Here is a 26,116-nt window from a genome sequence, read left to right on the forward strand (position 1 = left end):
AATTGCGCCTCACTTGAGGAGCTTTCATCGTGGACACATCTATCCGTCGCGGGTCGTGGGAAATGGTCGCCGCCATGCTGATCTCGGGCACCATTGGCTGGTTTGTATTGGTCTCTGGTGTATCGGTGATCGAGGTGGTGTTCTGGCGCTGCGTGATCGGCGCACTGGCCTTGTTGCTGGTCTGCGCATTGTTGGGTTATCTGCGCCTGGAATTGCTCACCTGGGCCAAGTTCGGCTTGGCGATGCTCAGTGGCGTGGCCATCGTCGGCAACTGGCTGCTGTTGTTCGAATCCTATTCCCACGCCTCAATTGCCATCAGCACGGCGGTCTACAACGTGCAGCCGTTTATGTTGGTGATGCTGGCCGCGGTATTTCTCGGTGAGAAAATCACCGTGCAGAAAATGGCGTGGTTGAGCGTCGCGTTCCTCGGCATGTTGGCGATTGTCACCGCCCATGGTGAGCAGCAAAGCGGTGGCGAGGCTTACCTTGCGGGTATTGCGCTGGCCTTGGGGGCGGCATTTTTGTATGCGATTGCCGCGCTGATCATCAAGCGCCTGAAGGAAGTGCCGCCGCATTTGATGGCGTTGATCCAGGTGACAACCGGCGCACTGTTACTCGCGCCGCTGGTGCCCTGGAACAGCCTGCCTGTGTCAACCAATGCGTGGGCTGCACTGGTGACGCTTGGGGTGGTACACACCGGTTTGATGTACGTGTTGTTGTACGGCGCGATCCAGAAACTGCCCACCGCCATCACCGGGGCACTGTCGTTTATCTATCCGATTGCGGCGATTTTTGTTGACTGGATTGCGTTCGGCCATCGCCTGGGCTGGCTGCAATGGCTGGGCGTGGCCGCAATCCTGCTGGCGGCAGCGGGGTTGCAGCGGGGCTGGTGGTGGCCCCGCGCCCCAAGGGCTAGTGCGTGCCCTGAAAGATGATGTTTTCCGGGTTGAAATGCTCCACCTTACTGCCCGGCTGCGGCAGCCCAAGGATATGCCCCTTGATCTTGCCCACCACGTGCATCTCGCATGGCTTGCAGTCGAACTTGAGGGTCAGCACTTCGTCGCCGTGAATCAACTGCATCGGCGCCACCTTGGTTTTCACGCCGGTCACACCCTTGGCCTGTTTAGGGCACAGGTTGAACGAGAAACGCAGGCAGTGCTTGGTGATCATCACCGGCACCTCGCCGGTTTCTTCGTGGGCTTCGAAGGCCGCGTCGATCAGCTTGACGCCGTGACGGTGATAAAAATCACGGGCCTTCTGGTTGTAGACGTTGGCCAGGAACGACAGGTGCGCTTCCGGGTAGACCGGCGGCGGTGAGGTTTCAGCTTTGCGCCCGCCACGCGGGTGCGCGGCAACGCGTGCGGCAGTCAGTGCTTCGATCACTTCACGGCGCAAGGCCTTGAGCTGCGAGTTGGGGATGAAGAACGCCTGCGGCGCATCCAGCTCGATGTGCGTGGCGTGGTATTCGGTGGTGCCGAGTTGGCCGAGCAGATCGCGCAGGGTGTCGAGCGCCTGTTCCGGCTTGTTGGCCACGCCAAACGGGCCGGGCAGGATGACGCTGGCGCTGATGCCTTCTTCGCTGGTGGCGGTGACTTCAAGCTGGTCTTCACGCAGGCGTGCCACCCAGGCCAGGCCGATGCGGCGCTCGGCGGAGGTTTTGAGCAGCGCTTGTTGCCAGTTATGGTCGAGGTTGCGGTTCAGCGGATGGTTCGGGCGCAGTTGATGCAGGCCGGCCGGCATTTCATTTGGCTCGACGCGGTAGCGATAGCGCTTCTGGCCGTCTTCCTCGAACTCGCCCTTGGCTTCGGCGATGTTGGCACGGAAGCCCACCACTTCACGCTTGATCAGCACATTGAGACCGTCGCCATTGGACAGCGGCTCATGGGTGACCACCTGCAAGTCGCGCTTGCCGGCTTTTTCCACCACACCCACCGGCAGGCCGGTAAAGGTTGGGGTGTCGAAGGCGCCGATGTCGATCTTGCGGTCGCTGACGAAATAGTCGGTGCTGCCACGGTGGAAGGTTTTTTCCGGGTCGGGCAGGAAGAAGTGCGCGGTACGGCCGCTGGAGGCACGGGCCAGGTCCGTGCGGTCTTCGAGCACATCATCAAGGCGCTGGCGGTAATAGGCGGTGATGTTCTTCACATAGCCCATGTCTTTGTAGCGACCTTCGATCTTGAACGAACGCACGCCGGCTTCGACCAGGGCGCGGATGTTGGCGCTCTGGTTATTGTCTTTCATCGACAGCAGGTGCTTTTCAAAGGCCACGACGCGGCCCTGGTCATCTTTCAAGGTGTACGGCAGGCGGCAGGCCTGGGAGCAGTCGCCACGGTTGGCGCTGCGGCCATTTTGTGCGTGGGAGATATTGCACTGCCCGGAGAACGCCACGCACAGCGCACCGTGAATGAAGAACTCGATGGCGGCATCGGTCTCGTCAGCGATGGCGCGGATCTCTTGCAGGTTCAGCTCACGGGCCAATACCAACTGCGAGAAACCGGCCTGGTCGAGAAACTTGGCGCGGGCCAGGGTGCGGATATCGGTCTGGGTGCTGGCGTGCAACTCGATGGGCGGAATATCCAGCTCCATCACGCCCAGGTCTTGCACGATCAAGGCATCGACACCAGCGTCGTAGAGCTGATGGATCAGCTTGCGCGCAGGTTCCAGCTCGTTGTCATGCAGGATGGTGTTGATGGTGGTGAACACGCGGGCGTGGTAACGGCGGGCGAATTCCACCAGTTGAGCGATATCGCTCACCTCGTTGCACGCATTATGGCGCGCGCCGAAGCTTGGGCCGCCGATGTAGATGGCGTCGGCGCCATGCAAGATAGCCTCGCGCGCAATGGCGACATCACGGGCAGGGCTGAGCAATTCCAGGTGGTGCTTGGGCAAGGACATAGTTTTTTTAGTCAGGCTTGTCACGGTTGAGGCGCGCATTGTAGCTGTGAAATGCCTGACCGGCATCTACCGCAGGGCTGTCATGTAGGAACTGGCTTGCCTGCGATGCAGGCAACCCGGTACATCAGGCATACCGAGGTGATGCCATCGCAGGCAAGCCAGCTCCCACAGTGGATGTGTGCTGAGGCTTGGAACTCAGGCTTTGGCGGCCATCGCGGTGACTTCCACGCGCATGCCTTCTACCGCCAAGGCAGCCACGCCAACGGCGGCACGAACGGGCCAGGGCTTGGCGAAAAAGCGTTTGTAGACTTCGTTGAATGCCGCGCGGTCAGCCATGTCGGTGAGGTAGATGGTCAGGTGCATCACCCGGTCCATGGAGCTGCCGGCTTTCTCCAGCGCGACCTTCAGCGCTTGCAGGGTGCATTCGCTTTGCAGGGTGATATCGCCCAGTTCCAGGCTGCCGTCGGCGTGCGTCGGGATTTGGGTGGAAACCAGGATGCCATTGAAGCCGATGACGTCGCTGGAGATGGAGTCGGCATCCGGGTCGGGGGTGAAGGACAGGTCGTGGTTGGCCATGGGCGCCTCATAAAAGTTTGAACGAACGTTGGCGCGCAGTTTAAACACAGGGGACGGCAAGGTCACGGCGTCCGTTGCGGTGGTCGTTCACAACGTTGATGGGTAAGCTGGTGTGCTAAACAACGTTAAGTGAACGGAAGCACACCTAATGGCAAAAGAACTGATGACGGTGGCAGTGTGTTGGGACATGGATGCGAAGGTGTCAGCCAGCTTTGCCCATAGCGACAGAGAACTCTTCTATTTTTGCGATTGTTGCCTCGAAGAAGTTGTAGCTTCAATTTCGAAAAGGAATAACTTTTTTTTCAAAGCCCTGAATTCACACGAGCCGGGCTGCGCCCACGAAAAGGAGAAAACTCAAGCGTCCGACGTTCCTGTGCAACTCACTCCAAGACCTGCCCATATAGCGCCGCCGTTGATTCCCAGTCATCTGGGCAAACTGGCCAAGCGACGTAAAGGAGCCAAGCCTTCGCAGATGCAAAAGCAGGCTTTGGTAGCGCAGGTAAGTAAGGCGCCTGCCATGCACCCGGGCACATTGGCCGAAGTGGTCGACGCATGGTCCGCAATGTCAGTGAGTAAACATCAGCAAGTGCCGTTATCGATCGCCGGGCAACAACTGACTTACTTCGATGCTTTCGCTCAGATGAACGCATCCCAAAAGAACATTGCGCTGCTGGGATGTGATCAGAAGGTCATGTATGCCCAAGCGACTGCCACTGTCCTGGACAAAGCCATCTTGGTCGTGACTTGGCTGAAGTTCGAGACAGCCAATAAGCCCGTGCCCATCCGTGTGAAAATCAAACCCAATGACCCTGTGGCTGAAGGCTGGACCAGTGGCCAGCACGTGAGATTATTCCTGCATGGTCCTGTTCCTACGCTCAATGCTCAGCAGACTTACTATGAAATGCAGCCGTCCACCGATTACAGCGGGTTCATTGTCAGGTCGTGAGACGTTTGAAAACGTGCTGCACAGCCCCAGACCGGTCTGCGCGGGCCACGAAACCATCGGCCCGCGCATCCAAGTCACTTACAACAGAGTAAACGGATAGTCGACGATCACCCGCAGCTCATTCAACTTGCCGTCGCGTTGGTCGGCGTTGGATGAAACCATGGCGTCACGCACACGAAACGACAGGTTCTTCGCCGGGCCGCTTTGCAGCACGTATTTGGCTTCCACATCGGTCTCGTGGTGGTCGCCGCCGGCGCCATAGTCGCCGGCGTAGGCACTGTTGGTCGGGGTGTGGGTGCCATTGATGTCCGAGCCGTTGACGTAGCGGGTCATGAAGCTCAGGCCCGGTACGCCGTAGCTGGCCATGTTCAGGTCATAACGAATGCCCCACGACTGTTCACCCGGCCCGTTGAAGTCGCCCCACTGGATCGAGTTGGCCAGGAACACCGAGTCGCCGCCTTCGCCCGCGCCATTGTTGCCGGTGCCGATGTAGTCGAACGGCGTGTCGCCGTGGACTTTCTGGAACGACAGCGTCAGGGTATGCGCCGCCAGGAACGAGTAGGCCGCCGCCACCGAGTAGGTGGTGTTGTTGATGGCCCCGGCCTTGGCGCTGCCGGTGTCGAGGGTGCGGTACAGGTTGCCGTCCAGCGCGAGTGACTGGTCATGCCCCAGTGGGATCACGTAGTTGAGGTTGGTGTAGTACTGGCGCCAGATGTCTTCCAGCTCACCGGCATACAGGGTCGCGCTCAACGATGGGGTAAAGGTGTATTTGCCGCCGACAAAACTTGCGCTGTTGGCCGCCACGTTGGCGTAGGTCGCGTAGATATCGTGGTCATGGTTGCTGGTCATGCCGCTGTTGGTGCTGGTGAAGTGCCCGGCTTCCAGGTCCAGGCCTGCGATTTCGCTGCTGGTCAGGTCAAACCCGGTGGCGGTCTGCGGCAGAATGCGCGTGCCGCCGGTGGCGAATACCGGCGCGGTGGGTTGCATGTCACCGAATTTAAGCTGGGTCTTGGAAACCTTGATCTTTACCGCAGCGCCCACTGAGCCATAGCCATTTTCCGGGTCGCCATTGCGGTTGGTCGGTAATTCACCGGTGCCGGCATCGGCGTGGGTGGCGTCGAGTTTCATCGCGCCGTAGGCGTAGGCATCCACGCCAAAACCGATGGTGCCCTGGGTAAAGCCCGAGGCGTAGTTGAGCATCGCGCCTTGGGTCCAGTCGCGGTTGTCGGCCTTGCCACTTTGGCGGTCGCGGTCGAAGTAATAGTTGCGCAACAGCCCGGTAATGCTGCTGCCGTCGATAAAACCTTTGGAATCGGCCTGGTCACTGACTGACTCGGCGAGGGCCGCTTGGCTGATACTGGCGCACACCGCCAGCGTTAACAGGCTCCACTGTTTGATCATGTTGTTAGTTCCCCGGAATAATTAACGCGTGCACAGAAACACCGCATGCTTGGATTGCGCTTAAGGTTGTATGGCAGATGTTTCAGGTGAGCGTAATGCTGTTTTTATTGTGCTCGACGTGGTTGTCGAAGCTGATTTTTATCATATTTTTCGAGGGCAGCAGCGGTGCCGAGGATTAAACTCGATTAATTAAACTTCACCTCTTTTAATGTCCCATGGGTGTAGCGTTGACAGGGTCTTAGCCGCTCTGCTTCGACAAAACCTTTGGTTTGCCGCCGCAGGCTCTGCGGCGGATTTTTTAAGCTGATATCAATAAATATATATCCATGTTGATACTTTTAAGTCGCCATCAGTAGTGGCGATTTGCTTGCGCGCGCCTAATTATTTGTTTGTAACAAGACAGTTTCAGTTGCGCTCCAATAATCCTTCCCAGAGTGGCGTGAAAGACACACTGCGCGAAGGTGGACGTGGGAAATCCCAACGCCAATTACTGACTCAAGGCGCAACACCATCACTGTGGCGAGGGAGCTTGCTCCCGCTGGACTGCGCAGCAGGCCCGTTTTTCAGGGACGCTTAGCGCCCCAGCGGGAGCAAGCTCCCTCGCCACAATGGTTGCCTGTTTTACTTGGGTTGCAGTTGCGGCGCAGAACCCATGCCCTATCATGGCGCCCATCATCCTCTCTGAAAGGACCAGAGGCCTCATGAAAAAAGCGTCATGTATCCTGCTTGCTACCGTTTTATTGGGGCTTAGTGCCTCAGCGCTGGCGGCCGAAGGTTTTATTGGCACCGGCATCAATACAGGGAACGGTTATGAGCCGGACGGCCACGGCGGCCTTAGAGGTACCGGGGGAAACCTGGGCGGTGACTACGCGTTGCAAGAAGATGGATCACTCAGGGGCACTGGTAAAAATATCGGCAAAGGCTATATTCCCGCTGATGACGGTGGTCTCAGAGGCATCGGCTACAACAATGGCCGCGGGTTCAGCCCGGACGGTTCGGGCGGGTACAAGGGCACAGGTTTTAACTCAGGTGAGGATTACCGGTCTGACGGCAAAGGCTATTTCCGTGGCGACGGCAAGGCCTCAGGCGCCAGTTGGCGCTCCGATGGCAACGGCGGGTATGAGGGCACCGGCGAGTACCGCAAGCGTGGGTACAAGTCCGATGGTCGGGGCGGCTATGTAGGCACCGGCAAGAACGAGGGCAGGGGGCTTGAGTCCGATGGTCGCGGTGGCTTTATCGGCACCGGCTTGAATGCGGGGGGCGGCTGGGAGCCGGATGGAGACGGCGGCTACAAAGGCACGGGTAATAATCGCGGGGAACGCTGGAGGATTGATTGAAGCAGCCCTCACCGTGAGTATCCGGTGCTGATTGCAACAATCAGCACCGTTGCGGCAATTACTCTTTAACGTCCATGAACTCTTCAGCCCACGCCACATAGCTTTCCGGCAACGTGTAGGTATGGGTCAGCTCCGTAGCGCTGAGGTTGGACGTGCTGCTGGTCAGTTTGCGCTGGGCGCGCAGGCTGTCGTAAGTGGCCTTGATCGACGCAAAGTAGGCGCCGTGGCCGGCCACCACGATGCGCACGCCCAGGGCCGCCAGACGCTCACTGTCATTGAGCTGCGGGTTGCCGTAGGTCACCAGCATCAACGGCACCGTCAGGTTGGCGGCGATCTGCTCAAGGTGGTCGAAGTCTTTGACGCCAACCATGCAGATGCCGTCGGCGCCGGCTTTCTCATAGGCCTTGGTGCGTGCGATCACATCTTCGGTCGGCAGCACACCGGCGTTGGTGCGCGCGATGATCGACAGTTCAGGGTCGACACGCGCTTCAAGCGCCGCCTTCACTTTGCCGATCCCTTCTTCGACGGAAATCAGGTCGGTGGATTTGCGCCCGAACTGCGCCGGCAACAGCGTGTCTTCAATGGTCAGCGCGGCCACACCGGCACGCTCAAGCTCTTCGACGGTGCGCATCACGTTCAAAGCGTTGCCGTAACCGTGGTCGGCGTCGGCAATAAACGGCAGTTGGGCGACGCGGCCGATGCGGGTGGCCTGTTCAACGAACTCACTCAGTGTGATCAACGCAAAATCGGGGGCTGCAAGTACCTGCAACGAGGCGACCGAACCACCGAGGATACCGACTTCAAAGCCCAGGTCGGCGGCGATGCGCGCGGACATGGGGTCGAAGACGGAGGCGGTTTCAACGCAGATTTGTTTTGCAAGCAGTTCACGGAAGTTGCGGCGCAACGCTGAGTGAGAAATCTTTGGCATGTTCTTTCCTGGCTTTGGTCATCGTCATGTGACGATCAATGTCTATTCGTGGTGGCGCCAAGATTACCACGCAGAGGAACCTGGGATTATGACGTTTGAGCATGAGACAGGCGCCGAACACATGGATCATCGGTTCACGCTCAGGCGCTGGACAGGCCGATTGCACCGTCGCGGGGCAAAGCCGCCCCATCCTGCACAACTGCTGTGCCGGCGGAGTGCTTAATCCCCGCAAGCGCAATGCCTATAGTGGATTCAAACCCGCCCAAGCCTGAGGTGAACCATGAACAGCGAGTTCAAACCCGACCTGACCGATACAGTGCCAAACGAGCAAGTGGACGCCGAGTACTTCGAGTACAGCAAGGCGGCCAACCCGATCAGCGCCAACCTGATTACCCGGATTCCCTACCACAGCTTCCCGGCCTCGCTCTACGACAGCGGCGCCTCGCGGGTGGTCGCGCTGGACCTCAGCCAAGCGCTGGGCTGTGAAGGCCCGGCGACCGGGCCAGGGTTGTGCGCAAATTTTATCCGGTTGAACGCCGGTGACGCCCTGGACCTGCACCCCAATGCGACCTCACAGGTGTTTTATGTCATCGCAGGCGAAGGCCGCGTGGTGCAGGGCGAACATGAGATCCAATGGTCCAGCGGTTGCTTTATCGCGCTGCCTGGCCTGCAGCCCGCGCGTTTCAGCGCTTCACAGGATGCACGCCTGTACTACGTGCATGATGAACCGCTGTTGCGCTACCTGGGCGTGACCCGCAGCACTGATCGCTTCGTGCCGACGTTGTATCCCGCCGCGCTGGCCAACCAGAAGCTGCGGGAAGCAGCGGATGACCCCCGCGCCCAGGACCGCAGCCGCATCAGCATTTTGCTGGGCAACCGCAATTTCCCCCAAACCCGAACCGTCACGCATGTGCTCTGGGCCATGTACGGCATTCTGCCGGCGGGCTCGATCCAGAAGCCGCACCGGCACCAGTCGATTGCGCTGGACTTTATCATCAACTGCCCCGAGGGTTGCTATTCGCTGGTGGGCACGGAGCTGGACGCTGATGGCCAGATCCGTAATCCGGTGCGGGTGGACTGGTCGCCGGGGCTGGCGTTCGTGACACCGCCGGGTTACTGGCATGCGCACTTCAATGAGTCAGACACCGAGGCATTCCTGATCCCTATCCAGGACGCCGGGCTGCAAACCTACCTGCGGGCGCTGGATATCCGCTTCAGCTGACAGTATTCGGTCAAAATGTGGGAGCTGGCTTGCCTGCGATTGCATCAACTCGGTATGCCTGATGTACCGAGGTGCTTGCATCGCAGGCAAGCCAGCTCCCACAGGTTTTGCTTTAGTGCCAGCCGCTCAGGTCGGCCTTATTTCCAATAGGGCGTTTCACCCAGTTGCTCGACGACAAAGTCGATAAAACAGCGCACCTTGGACGACACGATCCGCTTGGGCGGGTAGACAAACCACACCGCAAACGCCTGTTCAGCCCCCAGAATGCTCCAGTGCGGCAACCAGACCTGCAACTCACCCGCCTCAACGCTTTTGCTCACCAGCCAATCAGGCAGCAAGGCAAAGCCCAAGCCTTGGCGTGCAGCGAGCAACTGCGCGTCCAGGTCGTTGATGCGGATACAGTCGCCGTATACCAGCGGCAGGACTTCACCACCGGCCTCGAAGGCAACATCATGCGTGCTCAGGATGGCGGGCAGGCCGGCCAGGTCTGCCGGAGTCGACGGGGCCGCGTGCTGCGCACAAAACCCCGGGCTGGCCACCAGCAGGTACTTTCCCGCGCAGATCTTGCGCGCCTTGAGCGTGGAGTCGGGCAGGGCGCCAATCCGAATGGCCAGGTCAACGCCTGAATGAATCAGGTTGACTTGGGCGTTATCCAGCACCAATTCCAGCTTGATTTGCGGGTAGCGCGCCAGGAACACGTTCAAGACCGGCAGGATATGGTGCCGGGCAAACGCCGGTGGCAAATTGAGCTTGAGTACCCCTCGAGGTTGCTGGTTGAGCGCCGAAGTGGCTGCCTTGGCTTGCTCCAGCTCATCCAGCACACGGCGGGCGTGCAGCAGAAACGTCTGGCCGCCTTCGGTCAGGTGCAGCGTGCGTGTCGAGCGATTGAACAGGGCGATGCCCAAGTCCTGCTCAAGATCCTTCACATAGCGCGAGACGGTAGACGCCTTGATGCCCAGTCGCTCAGCCGCCCGGGAGAAATTATTGCCTTCGGCGGCCTCGACAAAGGCGGTTAGCGCAGCGAAATAATCCAAGTGCCGCCTCGGTGGTCAGCGTGGGTGAGCGCTCAGGTTACCGGCTGTGGTCAGGCACCGCCACGGGCACGGATCCCGGTTGTTCGACGTCCTTATGATGGGTTTCACCAATAAACATATACATCGCCGGCACCATAAACAGCGTCAGCAACGTGCCGATCGACAGCCCGCTGAAGATCACCAGGCCCATATCATGCCGCCCCGCAGCGCCAGCGCCCGACGCCCACACCAAGGGCACCACGCCCAACACCATGGCGGCGGTGGTCATCAGGATCGGCCGCAGCCGCACCGCCGCCGCTTCTTCAATCGCCTCACGCTTGCTGTGACCAGCGCGCTGCAATTCGTTGGCAAACTGCACGATCAGGATGCCGTGCTTGGTGATCAGCCCCAGCAACGTCACCAAACCGACCTGGGTGTACACGTTGATCGAGGCGTAGCCCATGGTGATAAAGGCCAGGGCGCCGAACAGGGCAGGCGGCACCGAGAACAGAATCACCACCGGGTCGCGAAAGCTCTCGAACTGGAACGCCAGCGCCAGGTAAACGATCAGGATCGAAAACAACAACAGCCCGACGAAGCCGCCAGACTCCTGAATGAACTGGCGCGACTCGCCGGAGAAATCCGAGGTGTAGCCCGACGGTGCCACGTTGGTGAGGATGGTATTGAGCTTGGCCAGCAACTCGCCCTGGGCCACGCCGCTGACGCCCGATAGCGTTGCCGAGTTGAGTTGCTGGAAGTGGTTGATCGATTCCGGCTGGGTCGAGGTCTCGATGTGCGCCACCGTGCGCGCCTGGATCATGCTGCCCGATGGCGTGCGGATGTAGTAATCGAGAATCTGGTCCGGGTTGAGGCGGTCGACTTGCAGCACCTGGGGAATGACTTTGTAGGAGCGCCCGGCGGTGGAGAAGTAGTTCACATAATTGCCACCCAGTGCCGCCGACAGCGCGGCACCTACATCGGCCTGGGTCATGCCCAACGCGGCGATTTTTTCGCGGTCCACCACCAGCTTGGCTTGAGGTTTGTCGAGTTTCAAATCCATGTCGGAGAACCAGAACAGCTGCTGTTTCTGTGCCTCGGCCATCACCGCCTGCGCCACTTCGTTGAGGTTTTCCACCGAATCGGTGGTGGTGATCACAAACTGCACCGGCAGCCCTTGGGCGCCCGGCAGCGAGGGCAGCGGGAAGGCGGCAATGGTGGCGCCCGGCACCTGGTTCCACTTTTGCTGCAAATCCAGAATCAGTTGGGCCTGGGAGCGTGTGCGCTCATCCCAGGTTTTAAGCAGCACGCCGCCCAGGCCCTGGTTGAGCGCGGGCAGGCCGGTGAGCTGGAACATCTGCGCGTATTCCGGCTCTTTATTGGCGATCTGGAAGGCCTGGTCGGCAATCCGCTCCATCTGCTGCGGTGAGGCGGTGGGTGGGCCTTTGATCTGCATAAACACCAGCCCTTGGTCCTCGGTGGGCGACAGCTCACTCTTGGCCGTCATGCCACTGGCGGCCACCAGCAAGAACAGCACAAAACCGAAGGTCACCAGCACCGGCCAGATATTCAGGCCGCCCGCCAGCACGCGGTGGTAACGCTTGCGCAACCAATCAAAATAGTCATCGAGCTTGCGCGCGAAACGACCTTCTTCCTGCCCTGGTTTGAACAACTTGGAGGTCATCATCGGTGAAAGGGTCAACGCCACCACGGCCGACACGGTCACAGCGCCCGCCAGCGAGAAACAGAACTCCTTGAACAATGCGCCCGTCAGCCCGCTGCGCAGCCCGATCGGCACATAGGCGGCAATCAGCACCACAGTCATCGCGATGATCGGCCCGCCCAACTCCCGCGCCGCCACCAGCGCGGCCTCCAGCACGCCTTTGCCTTCTTCCTTGATGTGCCGGTCGACGTTTTCCACCACGATAATCGCGTCGTCCACCACCAGGCCGATGGCCAATACCAGTGCGAGCAAGGTCAGCAGGTTGATCGAATAGCCCAGCAGGTACATCACAAAGAAGGTGCCGACCAACGACAACGGGATCGCCACCAACGGCACGATCACCGCGCGGAACGAGCCGAGGAACAGGTAGATCACCACCGACACAATGATCATGGCCTCGACCAGGGTCTTCACCACCTCGTAAATCGAGGTGTTAATAAACGCGGTGGAGTCATACACAATTTCGCCGCGCACGCCGGCCGGCAGTTGCGATTGCAACTCGGGGAAGGCTTCGCGCACGCTGCTGGCGACGGTGAGGATATTGGCGGTGGGCGCCGCCTTGATGCCAATAAACACCGAGCGCTTGCCGGAAAACGCCACGCTGCTGTCATAGTTCTCGGCGCCAAGGGTGACGGTGGCCACATCCTCCAGGTACACCAGCGCATCGCCTTTCTGCTTGATCACCAGCCGCTTGAACTCATCCACCGTGTGCAAATCGGTGCCGGCGGTGAGGTCGACCGTCACGGTTTGCCCGCGTGTCGAACCAACGGCCGACAGGTAGTTATTGTTGGCCAGCGCCGTGGACACGTCCTGCGCGGTGACGTTATGCGCCGCCAGTTTGTCCGGGTCCAGCCAGGCGCGCAGGGCGAACTGGCGCCCACCGAGGATCTCGGCGGTTTGCACGCCCTGGATCGAGTCCAGCTTGGGCTTGACTACCCGCACCAGGTAGTCGGTGATGTTATTGGTCGGCAGCGTGTCGCTGTAAAAACCCAGGTACATGGCGTCGGTGGTCTGCCCCACGGCAATGGTCAGCACCGGCTCCTGGGCTTGCGCCGGCAACTGGTTCTTGACCGAATTGACCTGTGTGTTGATCTCGGTAAGGGCTTTGCTGGCGTCGTAGTTCAGCCGCAGCGTGGCGGTGATGGTGGAGATGCCGGTGATGCTCGACGAAGCCAGGTAGTCGATGCCCTGGGCCTGGGCAATCGCCGATTCCAGCGGCTGGGTAATAAAACCGGCGACCGTGGAGGCGTCGGCGCCGTAGTAGGAGGTGGTGATGGTGACCACGGTATTTTCGGTGCGCGGCCATTGATTCACCGGCAGTTCAAAAATCGAGCGCAGCCCCAGGATCAGAATGAACAGCGAGACGACGATGGCCCACACCGGTCGCTGGATAAAGGTATCGGTAAGCTTCATGGGACACCTTTAATGTTCTTGGGGCGTCGGCGCCGGGTCGTTCAGCGGCGCGGCGCTGTTGTCGACCTTCACCGGCGAGCCGTTCTTGAGCTTCATCTGGCCGCTGGTGATCAACAGATCGCCTTCCTTGACGCCCGACAGGATCGCGACCTGATCGCCACGGGTCGGCCCGGTCTTGATAAAGGTCTGTTGCGCGGTGAGCACCTCGTCACCCTTGTCATTCTTGCTCGAGGTTGCAATGAACACCGTGGTGCCATACGGGTTGTAGGTCACCGACGTTTGCGGGACGGTGAGGTAGCGTTGGGTGGCGCCCGAGCTGACCACGGCACGGGCAAACATGCCGGGCACCAGGTTTTGCTTGGGGTTCTCCACGGTTGCTTCAACGGTAATGTTGCGCGTGGTGGCATCGAACTGGGTGTCGATGGTGCTGATACGGCCCTTGAACGTCTGGTTGGACAGGCCGTCAGCCGTTACCGCGACGCTTTGGCCAATGGCGATGGCTTCCATCTGCGTCTGCGGTACGCTGAAGTCGATATAGACAGGATCAAATGTCTGCAACGTGGCGATCTTGTCGCCGGGGTTGAGGTATTGGCCGGGGTTGACGCTGGTGATACCGATGCGCCCGGCAAACGGTGCGCGAATGGTCTTTTTCGCCACCAGCGCACGCTGCTGCTCGGCGGCGGCAAGCTTGGCCTTCAAGTCGGCGGTGTCGCTGTCGACCTGGGCCTGAGAGATTGCGTTGACCGCCAGTTGCGCCTTGTCACGCTTGAGCACGATGACGGCGAGGTCGGCTGTGGCCTCGAGCGAGTGCAGTTGCGCGATGTCGGAGTCGGCATTCAACTGCACCAGCAGTGCCTGGGCTTCGACATCCTGGCCGGGTTTGAACCCGATGGTGCGCACGATGCCGCCCACTTCCGTGGTCACATCCACGCCGCGCACTGCCTTCATCGAGCCCACCGCCGAGACGCTGGGTTGCCAATCGCTGAATGGCACTTGCATCGCCGTCACCACCGCTGCAGGCAAGGGCTGTTTGGACTGGGCGATCAGCGCCGAAATCTGCACGAACTTCACCCCGGCAATGATCGCGACAATCACCAGCACCACCACGATCATGATCAGCATCGGCCGCCACAGTCGCCGCTTGCGCGGACCATTGGGGGCCGGTGGTGGGGCAGACACAGGGGTGACTTCAGCCATGGGGTTTCTCACTGTTGATTCAGTTGAGCCGCGCGGCATCGGCCGGCGCGGCTTTGCTCTTGGCCGGCATGATTTCCTGCCACGACGGCAGGCCGAAGCGATCCGGGCTGCCCTTGGTGTCCGGGTTTACATCCGCACGGTTCCACCAACCGCCACCCAGGGCCTGGAAGAGGGCGGTGGTGTCGCTGTAGCGGGCGGCCTGGGCCTTCACGCGTGACAGTGCAGTGTTTTGATAGGTCTGCTGGGCCGTGAGCAGGTTGATATAGGCCACCGCGCCGAGACGGAACTGGGCCTGGACCAGATCCAGGTTGGCCTGCGCGGAGCGCTCTGCCACGACCTGCTGGTTGAGCGCGTCGGCGTCGGCTTCCAGCGCCCGCAGTGCGTTGGCCACGTCCTGGAAGGCGGTCACCACCGTGCCGCGATAACGCGCCGCCGACTCGTCGTAAGCGGCCACGGCTGCGCGTTTGCGGTGTTCGAGTGCGCCAGCGTCAAAGATCGGCTGGGTGATTGAACCCGCCAGGCTCCACACGCCGGAGCCCGATGAAAACAGCTTGGTGCCGCTTGCCACCGTGGAACCCAGCGAGCCGGTAATGCTGAACTGCGGCAACTGGTTGGCGACGGCCACGCCGATATTGGCGCTGGCCTGATGCAATTGAGCCTCGGCTGAACGCACATCCGGCCGCTGGCCAACAATGGCCGAGGGCAGGCTCACCGGCAGTTCTTCGGGCAGCCGTAAAGACGCCAGGTTGAAGCGTTCGCCCTGGTCCTGATTCGGGAAGCGCCCCAGGTAGGCCATCAACTGATTGCGTGTCTGCGCCAATTGCTTTTGCAACGGCGGCAAGGTCGCACGGGTTTGCGCCAGTGCGGTTTGCTGGGTCAGCACGTCGGAATCGCCAATCGCCCCCAAACGCCGCTGGGCTTGCAGCAGGTCAAGCTGGCCGCCCTGCAGGCGGATGATTTCCTCGGTAGACGCGATTTGATCGCGTACAGACGCGAGGCTGATGGCGGTATTGACCACATTGGCAGTCAGGGTCAGGTAAGTCGCCTCCAGCTGGAAGCGCTGGTATTCGGCCTGCGCCGTGGTCGACTCGATTTGCCGGCGCGTACCGCCAAACACATCCGGGGCATAGGAGACGCTCAGCGACGCTGAACTGACGGTCAGTATTGGCGATTGCGGCACGCCGGAGGTGACCCCCGAGACTTTCTCACGGGCCTTCTGCACATTGCCGCTCACCGACGGGAACAACGAAGCTTGATCGGCATAGATCAGCTCGTTGGCCTGGCGCAACGCGGCTTGCGCGGCGCTCACATCCGGGTTGGCCTTCAAGGCTTCTTCGACCAATGCGTTCAAGGCGGGCGAACGAAACAGTGTCCACCATTGCCCGGGAATATCCATCCCGGCGATCAGCCGCTGCGCGGCGCCACCGGTGTCGATATCGGCGTGGGCGGTGGTGGTGAGTTTTTCTTTTGAATAGTCGGCGTTCGCGGCCACATCGGGTCGGGCGAAATCCGGCCCGACGGTGCAGCCGGCGAGGGCCAGGCACAGGAGGCTAAGCGGAGCGAGAACGTGTGATACACGCTGCCGAGGCTGCTCTTTCATGTTGACTCTATTAATCAGTTGGCTAACTGTTTTTTTGTTGAGCAATGACTGCAGGTACATCAGGGACGCTGGACTCAAACCAGTGTAGGTGGTGCCGGGCGCTATGCAATGTCGCCCCCTGAGTTTCCGATGCACTGATGGCTATAAAATGCATATCCCGCATTCTTGTAGAATTAGGATATGCATAATCAGTATTTTACACTGGATGATCAGTCCCTCATCTTCTCCCTCCTTATAAACAGGCTTCTGGAGAAAAACGTGCGTTACCTGACAACACTGACGGCCGGGATGACCGCCGCCTTGCTATGCCTGACTGCGCACGCGCAAACGCTGGTGGTAGGCGACCAAAGCTACAACGCCCAGGCCGTGATGGAAGCAGCGGGGGTGCTCAACGACCTGCCCTACACCCTGGAATGGAAACAATTCACCGCCGGCTCGCCCGTCGCCGAAGCGCTGAATGCCAACAGCCTGGACATCGGCCTGCTGGGGGATGCGCCGGTGTTGTTCCTGGGGGCACTCGGCGCGCCGATCAAAGTGATTGGCATCAGCCGACAGAACCTCGAAGGCGTGGCGATTCTGGTTAGAAAAGACTCCTCGATCCACAGCCTTGCCGACCTTGCCGGCAAGCGCGCGGCCATCTGGAAAGGCTCCTGGAGCCAGCAACTGCTGCTGACGGCGCTGGACAAAGCCGGCGTGCCACATGACTCGCTGGAGCTGCGTTACCTCAGCGCTCTGGATGCTTCCCATGCGTTGGAAGGCGGCTCGGTTGATGTGATCGCCACCTGGGAACCCTACGTTACCCAGCAGGAACGCCAAGGCGCACGGGTGCTGGCAACGGCTGAGGGGTTGATACCTGCGCAGAGCTTTATTGCCGCCAACACCAAGGCCTTGGAGAGCAAACGCGCACCCATCAGCGACTTTCTGCAGCGCTTGAAGAAGGCCCGCGACTGGACACGCCAAAGCCCGGCCAATGCCGATGCGTATGCGGATGCCTGGGCCAAACGTACCCGCGCCGATGCCGACATCGCCCGCGCCTGGTTTGCCCGCGCGCGCACCACGGTTGAGCCGGTCACGGCCCAGTCACCGGTGGAAGCGCAAAAGACCGTGGACTTTTTTGCCAGCCAAGGCCTGGTCAAGTCCTATTCGGCGGCCAGCCTGTTCGACGATTCATTCGCGGCCGCCTTGCAACCCGCCGTGGCCAAAACGCTTCAAGGAACACTGAACAAATGACTAAAAGACAGCTGAAACTTGGCGCCCTGACGATGGGCTGCGGCGGCCCCGGCCGCCATAACCTATGGCTTGACCCCGAGTTACCGGCCGATGCCAGCGTCAACGTCGACTGGTACATCGACATTGCCCGCCAGGCGGAGGCCGCACTGTTCGACTTGATGTTCATCGTCGACAGCCAGTTCATCACGCCCGGCTCGCCGTCCCACTACCTCAATCGCCTGGAGCCGCTGACCCTGTTATCGGCATTGGCCGTCAGCACACGGCATATCGGTTTGGTCGGCACACTGACAACGTCCTACAACTCGCCCTACAACGTGGCACGGCGCTTGGCCTCCCTGGACCTGATCAGCAAAGGCCGCGCCGGCTGGAACGTGGTCACCAGCGGTGACGCTGGCACCGCCGGCAACTACAGCCGTGACGAGCATTACGACTACGACACCCGCTACGGCCGCGCCGCCGAACATGTTCAGGTGGTACAGGGCTTGTGGAGTTCCTATGAGGATGACGCCTTCGTGCGCGACCGTGCGACGGGCCAGTTTCTCGACCCCAGCAAACTGCACAGCCTGAACCACAAGGGCGAGCACTTTTCAGTGGTCGGCCCGCTGAATATCCAGCGCTCGCCCCAAGGCCAGCCGGTGATCTTCCAGGCCGGTGACTCGGAACAAGGCCGCCACCTGGGCGCCGCCACCGCCGATGTGATCTTCACTCACGCCGCCAGCATCGAGCAGGGCCGGGCGTTTTACCGGGATATAAAGGGCAGGGCGCTGCAACACGGGCGCGACCCGGAGCAGTTACTGGTGATGCCCGGCGCGGAAATCTATGTAGGCGATACCGACGAGCATGCGCGTGAAATCGAGCAGTATTACCATCAGGCTGACCATAGTTTTGAGCTGGCACTGAAGGAGTTTGGGCGTAATTTCGGCTGGCATGATTTCAGCCAATACGACCTGGATGCGCCGTTTCCGCAGGAGAGTCTGGAGGCTGCACGCAGCAGCTTTTTTACCAATGCCAAGCGCATTGCTGATCAGGCGCGGGAGAAGGGGTTTACCTTGCGTCAGACGGTTGAATTTGGCCGGCAACTGCGGCCGGGGGCGTTTGTGGGGACGGCGGATACTGTCGCGAAAAAAATGGCCGATTGGCTCCAGGCGCGGGCGGTGGATGGGTTCAATATTTATATTGGGCATCCGGGGCAGTTCACGCGGTTTACGCAGGAAGTCATACCGTTGTTGCAAGAGCGCGGGGTTTATCGCGCGGCGTATGAAGGCACGACGTTGCGCGAGAGTTTGGGGTTGGGAGTTGCATAGAGGGCGTTTGGCGCGTGTGGCCTGTTGCAACTATCGGCGCAGGCCAAGCCCACTTTCGCTCACGGCTAAAAATAAAGATTGAGTATTCACATCAAATGTTATTTTAATAACACCCATAAGAGCGTCACGACCTTCCTGGACGTGCTCGCAAGAAAATGGGATGCCCCTGTAAATGACAATTGAACAGCGTTTGATGGAAGAGGCCAAGCGGGCGGCCGAGCGTACGTATTCACCTTATTCCAGGTTTCCGGTCGGCGCGGCATTGCTGACCGCCGATGGTGAGGTCGTACTGGGCTGCAACGTGGAGAACATCTCCTACGGGCTGACCAATTGTGCCGAACGCAGCGCCTTGTTCAGTGCCATCAGCCAGGGCCATGCGCCGGGCAGTTTCAGGGCCATCGCGGTTTACGCACCCAACGTTTCACTGATAAGCCCTTGCGGTGCCTGCCGCCAGGTGATGCTGGAGTTGATGGCCAAGGATGCAGTGGTGATTTGCCAGGGCAGTGACCCTGCCACCACGCGTACCTGGACCCTGGCGCAATTGTTGCCGGGCGCCTTCGACGCTTTCTAACCCTGGGCAGGCCAATTGGCCTGTGTCCGCTCGGTCCATTATTGAGACGCCTGCATGATCAGTCTTGTCGGAATAGCGACCCTTATTGTCATTGCCATTGCTTTATCCCACCAGCGACGCTCGATCAACTGGCGCACGGTTTCGGTCGCCTTTGTGATCCAGGTCCTGATCGGCGCTTTTGCGCTGTACGTGCCCTGGGGCCAGACGGTGCTCGCCGCGCTGTCGGGCGCGGTAGCCTCCCTGCAGCTCTACGCCAACAAAGGCATCGAGTTTCTGTTCGGCGGTTTGAGTTCTCCGCATATGTTTGAAGTGTTCGGAAATGGCGGGTTTGTATTCGCTATCCGGGTGTTGCCGATGATTGTGTTCTTCGGCAGCTTTATCTCGGTGCTGTATTACATCGGCGTGATGGGCTGGATTATCCGGTTGGTGGGCGGCGGCCTGCGTCTGCTGCTGGGCACCAGTCGCGTCGAGTCGATGGTGGTGACGTCGGCGATTTTCATCGGCCAGTCGGAGGTGCCGCTGGTGGTACGGCCGTTCATTGCCAAGCTGACGCGCTCTGAGTTGTTCGCGGTGATGGTCGGCGGTTTTGCCGCGGTAGCAGGTTCGGTGCTGCTCGGTTACGCCGGGCTTGGGGTGGAACTCAAATACCTGATCGCCGCATGTTTCATGTCGGCGCCGGGGGCGTTGTTGATGGCCAAGCTTATGGAGCCTGAAACCGAAGCGGCGCGCACCGACGAGGTGATTGAAGAGCTGGGGCAGGCCGAGAATCGGCCGACCAATATCATCGACGCGGCTGCCGAGGGCGCGCAGGTCGGCTTGCGCCTGGCGTTGGCGGTGGGCGCGATGCTGCTTTCGTTTATCGCGCTGATCGCCTTGTTCAACGGGCTGCTCGGTTGGGCGGGCAACTGGTTTGGCTACCCGCAGCTGACCTTGCAACTGGTGCTCGGGCACGTGTTGGCGCCGATCGCTTTTCTGCTCGGGGTGCCGTGGCATGAGGCAGTGCTGGCCGGCGGTTTTATCGGGGAAAAACTGGTGCTCAACGAGTTCGTCGCCTATGCCGACCTGGCCAACTACCTGACCGCGGACAAGGCCGCCGCAGCCGGGGTGCCGCTGTTGTCGGCACACACCCAAGTGATCGTCACCTTCGCCCTGTGCGGTTTTGCCAACCTGTCCTCGATTGCCATCCAACTGGGCGGCCTCACGGGTATCGCCCCGCAAAGGCGTCAAGAACTGGCGCGGCTGGGCCTGCGGGCCATGATCGGCGGTACGCTTTCGAACCTGATGAGCGCGGCGATTGTCGGCTTTTTCATTTCGCTGTAAGGAGCACAGTATGTGGTTGCCACAAGAAGTGATTCGCCGTAAGCGCGACGGGCATGCCCTGGCCGCTATCGACATTCAACGGTTCGTCGCCGGCATTGCCGACGGTAGCCTTAGCGATGGGCAAGTGGCGGCGTTCGCCATGGCGGTGTTCATCAAGGGCATGGACGTGAGCGAACGCATCGCCTTGACCGAGGCAATGCGCGATTCCGGCCAAATACTGAAGTGGGAGCTGCCAGGGCCGATTGTCGACAAGCATTCCACCGGCGGCGTCGGCGACATGATCAGCTTGTTGCTCGCGCCCTTGCTGGCGGCCTGTGGCTGTTACGTGCCGATGATCTCCGGGCGCGGCCTGGGGCATACCGGCGGCACCCTAGACAAGCTCGAAAGCATCCCCGGCTACGACTGCCAACCCAGCACCGAACGCCTGCGCGCGGTGGTGGCTGAAGTCGGCTGCGCGATCATCGGCCAGACCGCCAACCTGGCACCCGCGGACAAGCGCTTGTACGTGATCCGCGATGTGACTGGCTCGGTGGAGTCGATAGACCTGATCACCGCGTCGATCCTCGGCAAGAAGCTCGCCGCCGGCCTCGATGTGTTGATCATGGATGTAAAGACCGGCAACGGCGCCTTTATGGCTGAACCTGAGCAGGCGCGAGCTCTGGCCGCCAGCATCGTCGCAGTGGCCAACGGCGCCGGAGTCAACACCCGTGCCCTGATCACCGACATGGACCAGCCGCTGGCCCGCAGTGCCGGCAATGCCCTGGAAGTGGCTGAAGCGGTGGCTCTGCTCAAAGGCGAAGTGCGCAGTGAACGCCTGTGGGCGGTGACGTTGGCGCTGGCCACACAGGCACTGACGATGGCCGGCCTGGCGAGGGACGAGGCCCAGGCCCGTGATCAATTGCTTCAAGCCTGGCAGAGCGGCGCGGCCTTGCAGCGATTTGAGCAGATGGTTGTTGCGCTGGGCGGCCCGCAGGGTTTTACCGACAAACCCGATGAACATTTACCCAAGGCGGTCGTGTCGGTGCCGGTGTGGGCCGAGGAGGAGGGCTGTGTCACCGAGATCGACACCCGCGCCGTGGGGTTGGCGGTGGTGACATTGGGCGGTGGACGCAGCCATCCGGACGACGTGCTGGACCTGTCCGTGGGCTTCAGCGAGTTGGCCTTCGTCGGCGAACAGGTGAATGCAAAACGGCCCCTGGGCTGGGTTCACGCGCGCACCCAAGAGCAGGCCGGGCAGGGCGCATCCGCCTTGCGCGCAGCGTATCGGCTGGGCGGTGAACGCCTGGCCTCGCGCGAATTGATCCAGGCAATCCTATGAGCAAGGCCATCGTATTAGTGCTGGATTCATTGGGCATCGGCGCGAGTGCCGACGCCGCGCTGTTTGGCGATACCGGCGCCGACACCTTGCGCCATATCGCCGAAGCCTGTGCCCGTGGTGAGGCCGATGGGCCATTGCGACGGGGACCTTTGAACCTGCCGAACCTGGGCCAGCTGGGATTGGGCGCCGCAGCGGCGGCCAGTGGTAATGGCCCGCTGCCAGGCAACTGGGGCGACGCGACACCGATCGGCGCCTTTGGCCATGCGCGCGAGCAATCATCCGGCAAGGACACGCCGTCCGGGCATTGGGAAATGATGGGCGTGCCAGTGTTGTTTGACTGGGGTTATTTCGAGCAGCCGACCGAGTCCTTTCCACCCCAACTGCTGGCCGACCTGATCGAGCGGGCAGGGTTGCCGGGCATCCTGGGCAATTGCCATGCCTCGGGCACCACGGTGCTGGACGATTTGGGTGAATTACACATCCGCAGCCAGCAGCCGATTTGCTACACCTCGGCCGACAGCGTGATGCAGATCGCCGCCCATGAAAGCCACTTCGGCCTTGAAGCACTGTATCGAGTGTGTGAAATCGCCCGTACTTTATGTGATGAATACACGGTCGGCAGGATCATTGCCCGACCGTTCACCGGCGAGCACGCGGGCCAGTTCCGGCGCACCGGCAATCGCCGCGACTACACCGTGCCGCCACCGTCAGCAACGCTGCTTGATCGCCTCTGCGACGTCGGCGGCACCGTGCACGCGGTGGGCAAGATTGGCGATATTTTCGCTCACCGAGGCATCAGCCGGTTGTACAAGGCCGATGGCAACGACGCGCTGTTCGATGCCACACTCAACGCCTACCGGGAAGCACCCGACAACAGCCTGGTGTTTGCCAACTTCGTCGACTTCGACATGCTCTACGGGCACCGCCGAGACCTGGCCGGCTACGCTGCCGCGCTGGAAGCCTTCGACCGCAGGCTGCCGGAATTACTGGCATTGATGGACCCGCAAACGTTGTTGATCATCAGCGCCGACCACGGCTGCGACCCCTCGCGCCCGGGCAGCGACCATACCCGTGAGCATGTGCCCGTACTGGCTTATGGTGCAGGCGTGGCGGCGGGGTGGTTGGGCGAGCGAGCCAGCTTTGCCGATATCGGCCAGAGCCTGGCGGTGCACCTGGGGTTGGAGCCGTTGGCATGGGGCACGTCTTTTTTGCTGCGTGAGCCATAGCATCGACAAGCGTCATCGGCTTCAAACTACGTTAAGGTGCTCATCACTTATCCATCATTACGTGAAGCATGAATCGTCCATTATTTGTCTCCCTGGATGGGCCTAAAGGCACGGGGAAAACCACGCTGTTGGAAGCCGTTACCCAAGCACTGCGGGCAGACAACAAAAAGGTGATCCGTCTTTGCGAGAGAAAAAGCGATCCCTACAGGGCTGAAACCATGGCCCTGGTCAACGCACACGCCAGAAACCCCACCGATGATTCGGAGTGGAGAGTGTGTGAGCGCTTTGCGGATAGTCGGCTCTGGATTTCCCGCCACGTGCTGACTAAACAGCCGCCCGACAGCATTATCCTGATAGACCGTTGGTACCCCTCAGATGCCGCGTTTCGCCGGACAGTCCCGTTCGCAGACATACTGCAGTTAAACCTGGACCGACACGTACGAGTGCCAGACCTGCATGTGGGCGTTATCACTGACCCCGAGATTTCATGGTCAAGGGCAGCGCAACGACGGCGCGGGTTGGGCAGTACGTTGATCCATACGCTGCAGGAGCATGTCGAATGTACCCAGGCGTTTTTGCGAGCGGCGGGTGATCAGGGCTGGGTTTTGTGCCGTAATGAAGGGGCGATTGAACAGGCGACGGGGCAGGTGGTTGCTGAGATTTATGCTGTTCTTTGAGGTGTTTTTTTGTGGCGATCCGGTTGGTTGATGCCTCTGTTTCCACCAGAGATGCAGATGGGCGAGCCTCACTAAGATACTCGCCCATCTGCATGGATTAATCCGCGATCAGTAAGCCGATGGCAGGAACAATCAACGCCGTACTGATCGCCATCGACAGCACATTACCAATATACGGATGCAGGTAACTCGGCAACCGGCCCGCAATCGCGCACGCCAACGGCGGCGCAATCAGCGCGCCCAGCACCGCGCTGAGCACAATGACCGTCATGCTACCGCCATAGGTCAACACAGCAGCAGGCACCACCGACACCAAGGGCACATAGGTCGGATACCAACCGCGCTTACGCCATTGCTGTCGCCACAGCAGGATGCCCAGCAGTGAGGTCAGCGCCTGGCCTGCCACCAGATGCAGTACCCAGCCCGACCCATAGGCGGGGCTTAGCGGATTTAAGGAGTAGGCCAGCAGCACCCCAGCGAGCAACCCCAGACTGGCCCACTCATTGCCGAAAAAAGGCGCTTCGGAAAAGTCTGCCAGTACACGACGTAACGTCCAGCGTAGGCCGTAATCGGGTGTTTTCAGAGGTGCAGCGGGAGGAACGCCGGCCTTGGCCTCAGGTGCACGACTAACCAGCACCGGTACTGCACGACACAGTAAAAACGCCACGACGCTACCTAGGGCCATGCCCAATACATTGCCAATCACCACCGGCAAGCCCAACGGGATGCATAAGAAGTTGACCATCAACAGGCAGCTTGGCGTCACCAGGAGCGCGCCGAGCAGGGCACCATTGAGCGTGACCTTCCAACCCCCGCCAAACAACAGCACCATGGCCGCCGGCAGTGATACAAAGGCGGCGAACGTCGGTTGCCAAGCGTCGGCCGTCAGGGTCCAGCCCCAGAGTGCATTGCTCAACAACAGCCCCAGCAATGAGCTGGTCACCAACCAAGGCCAAAGCCCCGTGCCGTAGGCGATGCCGAAACCTTGCCAACCTTGGGCATAACGACTGGTCCAGTAACCGAAAGCGCCACCGAGCAACAAGCCGATTGACGCAAACTCGTGTTTGTAAAACGCCACTTCACTGATATCGCCGACCACCCAGCGCAACCACGCGGTCGGTGCGGGCAGGCTGGCCATCATGTCGTTGTAACTGGGCCAGAGTACTGGCGCCGAAGTGGAGTAAGCCACTGACAATCCCGTGAGCGACACGACCAGGGTGAGTGAGGCCAGGATCAGGATGAAAAGGTGGCGAACCGATGAGTCAGACGACGTTTTTGTTGGTTTGACGTCCATATTCCCACCCCCGTCAGCGTGGCAGGCACGGGTGATGGCGATAGCCGAGCATGCTGTCATAGAGGTCCGCCCGACGATCGCGCTGCAGGTCGTTCAGGCTGTTCCAGATCGGTGCGCTGCGGGCGCTGGAGAGGTCGATGTCCGCGTAAATAATCGCTTGCTCGTTGGGTGAGGCGACCTTGCCGATAGGCCAGCCATTGGTGCCGGCAATCAACGAGCAGCCGAGGTAACGCGCGTCCTGTTCTTCACCGATGCGGTTGGCGGCCGCAATAAACACGTTGTTGACGTGGGCGGCAGTCATGGTCAAGTACGAGGCCATGCATTTGCCGGCTTCGTCGAACAACGGCGGCGGCGTCCACACCCAGTTGTTCAGGCTGCAAATAATATCGGCGCCTTGCTGGGTCAATATGCGTGGCACTTCGGGGAACCAGATGTCCCAGCAGATCAGCAAGCCAATGCGGCCGATGGGTGTTTCGAACACTGGGAAACCGAGGTTGCCGGGAGTGAACCAAAGCTTTTCCTTGTTCCACAGGTGGGCCTTGCGGTACTTACCGATCAGGCCCTCTGGCCCCAGCAGCACAGCCGTATCGAACAGTTGCATGCCGTCACGTTCAGCCAGACCGGCCACCAGATACACCTGGTGAAACTGTGCAAAATCCATCCAGGCCTGGATGCTGGGGCCGTCTGGAACGGATTCGGAATGGAGATACGCATCCTGGCGACTGTTGAATAAATACCCGGTGTTGGCCAACTCGGGTAGCACTATCAGGTTGGCGCCATTGTTCACCGCTTGCAGCGCAAGGCTGAGGCTGGTCTCCAGGTTGGTGGGGCGGTTTTGTGTGCCAACTTGCGGATCGAATTGCACAACGGCGACGCGTACGGGACTTGTAGAGTCGTTCATGTTTTAGACCTCTTTTTATTGTTATGAGCC

21 protein-coding genes are annotated in these 26,116 nt (G+C 60.4%); 11 read left to right on the forward strand and 10 right to left on the reverse strand.

Annotation, left to right across the window (positions count from 1 at the left end):
- Positions 1–29: 29 nt before the first annotated feature.
- A complete protein-coding gene (locus HBO23_RS07030) occupies positions 30–935 on the forward strand; it encodes a DMT family transporter (protein WP_138449487.1) in 906 nt (301 codons plus the stop codon).
- On the opposite strand, the gene HBO23_RS07035 is transcribed toward HBO23_RS07030, so the two are convergent.
- Both HBO23_RS07035 and HBO23_RS07040 read right to left on the reverse strand, forming a co-directional pair.
- Positions 913–2,892: a U32 family peptidase gene (locus HBO23_RS07035; protein ID WP_170037196.1), complete on the reverse strand. Its 1,980-nt coding sequence runs from the start codon at positions 2,890–2,892 to the stop codon at positions 913–915. The genes HBO23_RS07030 and HBO23_RS07035 overlap by 23 nt on opposite strands.
- Before the next feature lie 195 nt (positions 2,893–3,087).
- Positions 3,088–3,468 carry a RidA family protein gene (locus HBO23_RS07040; protein ID WP_017135617.1) on the reverse strand — a complete coding sequence of 127 codons (381 nt, stop codon included), beginning with the start codon at positions 3,466–3,468 and terminating at the stop codon, positions 3,088–3,090.
- 148 nt (positions 3,469–3,616) lie between these two features.
- Here HBO23_RS07040 and HBO23_RS07045 point away from each other — a divergent pair, with 148 nt between their 5' ends.
- Complete coding sequence (locus tag HBO23_RS07045) at positions 3,617–4,414, forward strand: hypothetical protein (RefSeq protein ID WP_170037199.1); 798 nt, start codon at positions 3,617–3,619, stop codon at positions 4,412–4,414.
- Between the two features lie 78 nt (positions 4,415–4,492).
- On the opposite strand, the gene HBO23_RS07050 is transcribed toward HBO23_RS07045, so the two are convergent.
- The gene (locus HBO23_RS07050; RefSeq protein ID WP_170037202.1) at positions 4,493–5,815 is read right to left on the reverse strand and encodes an OprD family porin; all 1,323 of its coding nucleotides are present in this window, start codon (positions 5,813–5,815) and stop codon (positions 4,493–4,495) included.
- A 701-nt stretch (positions 5,816–6,516) separates the two neighbouring features.
- On the opposite strand from HBO23_RS07050, the gene HBO23_RS07055 reads away from it, so the two are divergent.
- The gene (locus HBO23_RS07055) at positions 6,517–7,152 is read left to right on the forward strand and encodes a hypothetical protein (RefSeq protein WP_017135622.1); all 636 of its coding nucleotides are present in this window, start codon (positions 6,517–6,519) and stop codon (positions 7,150–7,152) included.
- 58 nt (positions 7,153–7,210) lie between these two features.
- On the opposite strand, the gene HBO23_RS07060 is transcribed toward HBO23_RS07055, so the two are convergent.
- Positions 7,211–8,080, reverse strand: coding sequence for an oxaloacetate decarboxylase (locus tag HBO23_RS07060; RefSeq protein ID WP_017135623.1), 870 nt, complete (start codon positions 8,078–8,080; stop codon positions 7,211–7,213).
- A 280-nt stretch (positions 8,081–8,360) separates the two neighbouring features.
- Here HBO23_RS07060 and HBO23_RS07065 point away from each other — a divergent pair, with 280 nt between their 5' ends.
- A complete protein-coding gene (locus HBO23_RS07065) occupies positions 8,361–9,302 on the forward strand; it encodes a cupin (protein WP_170037205.1) in 942 nt (313 codons plus the stop codon).
- A 137-nt stretch (positions 9,303–9,439) separates the two neighbouring features.
- Here HBO23_RS07065 and HBO23_RS07070 read toward each other — a convergent pair whose 3' ends face one another.
- The 4 genes from HBO23_RS07070 to HBO23_RS07085 all read right to left on the reverse strand — a co-directional run bounded on the left by HBO23_RS07070 (position 9,440) and on the right by HBO23_RS07085 (position 16,245).
- Positions 9,440–10,336 (reverse strand): LysR family transcriptional regulator, encoded by an 897-nt coding sequence (locus HBO23_RS07070; RefSeq protein ID WP_170037208.1) that lies wholly within the window; start codon positions 10,334–10,336, stop codon positions 9,440–9,442.
- A 37-nt stretch (positions 10,337–10,373) separates the two neighbouring features.
- On the reverse strand, positions 10,374–13,448 hold the full coding sequence (locus HBO23_RS07075; RefSeq protein WP_099549768.1) for an efflux RND transporter permease subunit: 3,075 nt from the start codon (positions 13,446–13,448) through the stop codon (positions 10,374–10,376).
- Positions 13,449–13,457: 9 nt separating this feature from the next.
- Positions 13,458–14,570, reverse strand: coding sequence for an efflux RND transporter periplasmic adaptor subunit (locus HBO23_RS07080; protein WP_170037736.1), 1,113 nt, complete (start codon positions 14,568–14,570; stop codon positions 13,458–13,460).
- 94 nt (positions 14,571–14,664) lie between these two features.
- Positions 14,665–16,245 carry an efflux transporter outer membrane subunit gene (locus HBO23_RS07085; RefSeq protein WP_170037211.1) on the reverse strand — a complete coding sequence of 527 codons (1,581 nt, stop codon included), beginning with the start codon at positions 16,243–16,245 and terminating at the stop codon, positions 14,665–14,667.
- A gap of 258 nt (positions 16,246–16,503) precedes the next feature.
- Here HBO23_RS07085 and HBO23_RS07090 point away from each other — a divergent pair, with 258 nt between their 5' ends.
- From HBO23_RS07090 to HBO23_RS07120, 7 genes are all read left to right on the forward strand, one after another.
- On the forward strand, positions 16,504–17,475 hold the full coding sequence (locus tag HBO23_RS07090; protein ID WP_170037214.1) for an ABC transporter substrate-binding protein: 972 nt from the start codon (positions 16,504–16,506) through the stop codon (positions 17,473–17,475).
- On the forward strand, positions 17,472–18,779 hold the full coding sequence (locus HBO23_RS07095) for an LLM class flavin-dependent oxidoreductase (protein WP_170037217.1): 1,308 nt from the start codon (positions 17,472–17,474) through the stop codon (positions 18,777–18,779). Before HBO23_RS07090 ends, HBO23_RS07095 begins: the two co-directional genes overlap by 4 nt.
- A 172-nt stretch (positions 18,780–18,951) precedes the next feature.
- Entirely contained in the window at positions 18,952–19,350 is a 399-nt protein-coding gene (locus tag HBO23_RS07100) for a cytidine deaminase (RefSeq protein ID WP_026013575.1), read from the forward strand.
- A gap of 54 nt (positions 19,351–19,404) precedes the next feature.
- Complete coding sequence (locus tag HBO23_RS07105) at positions 19,405–20,670, forward strand: NupC/NupG family nucleoside CNT transporter (protein ID WP_017135630.1); 1,266 nt, start codon at positions 19,405–19,407, stop codon at positions 20,668–20,670.
- A 10-nt stretch (positions 20,671–20,680) separates the two neighbouring features.
- A complete protein-coding gene (gene deoA / locus HBO23_RS07110) occupies positions 20,681–21,988 on the forward strand; it encodes a thymidine phosphorylase (protein WP_017135631.1) in 1,308 nt (435 codons plus the stop codon).
- The gene (locus HBO23_RS07115; RefSeq protein WP_170037220.1) at positions 21,985–23,214 is read left to right on the forward strand and encodes a phosphopentomutase; all 1,230 of its coding nucleotides are present in this window, start codon (positions 21,985–21,987) and stop codon (positions 23,212–23,214) included. The genes deoA and HBO23_RS07115 overlap by 4 nt, the downstream gene beginning before the upstream one ends.
- A 68-nt stretch (positions 23,215–23,282) precedes the next feature.
- Complete coding sequence (locus tag HBO23_RS07120) at positions 23,283–23,891, forward strand: dTMP kinase (RefSeq protein WP_170037223.1); 609 nt, start codon at positions 23,283–23,285, stop codon at positions 23,889–23,891.
- 97 nt (positions 23,892–23,988) lie between these two features.
- Here HBO23_RS07120 and HBO23_RS07125 read toward each other — a convergent pair whose 3' ends face one another.
- Positions 23,989–25,032, reverse strand: coding sequence for a hypothetical protein (locus HBO23_RS07125; RefSeq protein WP_346274608.1), 1,044 nt, complete (start codon positions 25,030–25,032; stop codon positions 23,989–23,991).
- A 166-nt stretch (positions 25,033–25,198) separates the two neighbouring features.
- Positions 25,199–26,086: a nitrilase family protein gene (locus HBO23_RS07130; protein ID WP_138453791.1), complete on the reverse strand. Its 888-nt coding sequence runs from the start codon at positions 26,084–26,086 to the stop codon at positions 25,199–25,201.
- Between the last annotated feature and the right edge of the window lie 30 nt (positions 26,087–26,116).

Source organism: Pseudomonas sp. WS 5532, from assembly GCF_012985445.1.
Taxonomy (GTDB): Bacteria; Pseudomonadota; Gammaproteobacteria; order Pseudomonadales; family Pseudomonadaceae; genus Aquipseudomonas; species Aquipseudomonas edaphica.

Coding starts and splice junctions, on each gene's coding strand:
- HBO23_RS07055 (WP_017135622.1), top strand. CDS start 6,517: ATGAAAAAAGCGTCATGTATCCTGCTTGCTACCGTTTTATTGGGGCTT.
- HBO23_RS07100 (WP_026013575.1), top strand. CDS start 18,952: ATGACAATTGAACAGCGTTTGATGGAAGAGGCCAAGCGGGCGGCCGAG.
- HBO23_RS07080 (WP_170037736.1), bottom strand. CDS start 14,570: ATGCTGATCATGATCGTGGTGGTGCTGGTGATTGTCGCGATCATTGCC.
- HBO23_RS07050 (WP_170037202.1), bottom strand. CDS start 5,815: ATGATCAAACAGTGGAGCCTGTTAACGCTGGCGGTGTGCGCCAGTATC.
- deoA (WP_017135631.1), top strand. CDS start 20,681: ATGTGGTTGCCACAAGAAGTGATTCGCCGTAAGCGCGACGGGCATGCC.
- HBO23_RS07105 (WP_017135630.1), top strand. CDS start 19,405: ATGATCAGTCTTGTCGGAATAGCGACCCTTATTGTCATTGCCATTGCT.
- HBO23_RS07085 (WP_170037211.1), bottom strand. CDS start 16,245: ATGAAAGAGCAGCCTCGGCAGCGTGTATCACACGTTCTCGCTCCGCTT.
- HBO23_RS07035 (WP_170037196.1), bottom strand. CDS start 2,892: ATGTCCTTGCCCAAGCACCACCTGGAATTGCTCAGCCCTGCCCGTGAT.
- HBO23_RS07095 (WP_170037217.1), top strand. CDS start 17,472: ATGACTAAAAGACAGCTGAAACTTGGCGCCCTGACGATGGGCTGCGGC.
- HBO23_RS07065 (WP_170037205.1), top strand. CDS start 8,361: ATGAACAGCGAGTTCAAACCCGACCTGACCGATACAGTGCCAAACGAG.
- HBO23_RS07125 (WP_346274608.1), bottom strand. CDS start 25,032: ATGATGGCCAGCCTGCCCGCACCGACCGCGTGGTTGCGCTGGGTGGTC.
- HBO23_RS07045 (WP_170037199.1), top strand. CDS start 3,617: ATGGCAAAAGAACTGATGACGGTGGCAGTGTGTTGGGACATGGATGCG.
- HBO23_RS07115 (WP_170037220.1), top strand. CDS start 21,985: ATGAGCAAGGCCATCGTATTAGTGCTGGATTCATTGGGCATCGGCGCG.
- HBO23_RS07040 (WP_017135617.1), bottom strand. CDS start 3,468: ATGGCCAACCACGACCTGTCCTTCACCCCCGACCCGGATGCCGACTCC.
- HBO23_RS07120 (WP_170037223.1), top strand. CDS start 23,283: ATGAATCGTCCATTATTTGTCTCCCTGGATGGGCCTAAAGGCACGGGG.
- HBO23_RS07060 (WP_017135623.1), bottom strand. CDS start 8,080: ATGCCAAAGATTTCTCACTCAGCGTTGCGCCGCAACTTCCGTGAACTG.
- HBO23_RS07075 (WP_099549768.1), bottom strand. CDS start 13,448: ATGAAGCTTACCGATACCTTTATCCAGCGACCGGTGTGGGCCATCGTC.
- HBO23_RS07130 (WP_138453791.1), bottom strand. CDS start 26,086: ATGAACGACTCTACAAGTCCCGTACGCGTCGCCGTTGTGCAATTCGAT.